We start from the raw sequence: 1,144 nt of genomic DNA, 5'->3' as shown, positions 1-1,144 counted from the left end.
CCCAGGCCGTGGCCGACACCAGCCGCTTTCAGGTCATCAGCAACCCCGAGTTCCTCAAGGAAGGCTCTGCGGTGGACGACTGCATGCGCCCGGAGCGCATCATCATCGGCGGCGCCGAGGCGGCCGAGGTGGAGTTGCTGCGTGAGTTGTACCTGCCCTTCAGCCGCAACCGCGAAAAACTCATGATCATGGATGCGCGCAGTGCCGAACTGACCAAGTACGCGGCCAACTGCATGTTGGCGACCAAGATCTCCTTCATCAATGAAATCGCCAACCTGGCCGAGCACCTGGGCGCCGACATCGAAATGGTACGCCGGGGCATCGGCTCGGACCCGCGCATCGGCTATGATTTCATCTACGCCGGCTGCGGCTTCGGCGGCTCGTGCTTCCCCAAGGACCTGCAAGCCCTGCGCCGCAGCGCCGAGGCCGAAGGCTTCGAGCCGCAACTGCTGCGCGCGGTCGAGTCGGTCAACCAACAGCAAAAGGGCCGACTGTTCAGCAAGATCCAGCGCCATTACCCAGGCGGCCTGCGGGGCAAGGTCTTTGCCCTGTGGGGGCTGTCGTTCAAGCCCAACACCAATGACATCCGCGAAGCCTCCAGCCGGGTCCTGCTCGAAGCGTTGTGGGCAGCAGGTGCGCGGGTGCAGGCCCATGACCCGCAAGCCATGGAGGAAATCCAGCGCCATTACGGCCCGCGTGCCGACCTGCAGCTGGTGCCGTGCAAGGACGATGCGCTGAAGGGCGCAGATGCCCTGGTGATCGTCACCGAATGGCAGGACTACCGCGTGCTCAACCTGGACAAGGTGCCGCAACAGCTGACCGACCGCGTGGTGTTCGACGGGCGCAACCTGTTCGAACCCGAACACATGGCCGCCGCCGGCCTGACGTACTACGGCATCGGCCGTGGCCAGGTGCAGCCAGCATGCCGGTACTGATTACCGGCGTCGCCGGCTTCATCGGCTTCCACCTCGCGCGACGCCTGTGCGAGGCAGGCATCGAGGTGGTGGGCATCGACGACCTCAATGCCTACTACAGCGTCGAACTGAAACGGGGACGCCTGCAGCAGCTGCAGGGTTTCGCCAATTTCCGCTTCCAGCCCCTCGACATCGCCAACCCGGCCGAGCTGCAGCAGCTGTTTGCCGGC

At 64.8% G+C, this 1,144-nt stretch carries 2 protein-coding genes; both read left to right on the top strand.

All coding sequences use genetic code 11. The features are described 5' to 3' along the window. Positions 1–935 (top strand): UDP-glucose/GDP-mannose dehydrogenase family protein (locus HP546_RS30445; protein WP_172233655.1); only part of this gene is annotated, 935 nt, incomplete at its 5' end. Continuing rightward, positions 923–1,144 (top strand): GDP-mannose 4,6-dehydratase (locus tag HP546_RS30440; RefSeq protein WP_172233652.1); only part of this gene is annotated, 222 nt, incomplete at its 3' end. The genes HP546_RS30445 and HP546_RS30440, both read left to right, overlap by 13 nt.

The sequence above is a fragment of the Pseudomonas sp. CM25 genome (genome assembly GCF_013179705.1).
Classification (GTDB): domain Bacteria; phylum Pseudomonadota; class Gammaproteobacteria; order Pseudomonadales; family Pseudomonadaceae; genus Aquipseudomonas.
This window is presented reverse-complemented; position numbering and strand designations above follow the sequence as displayed.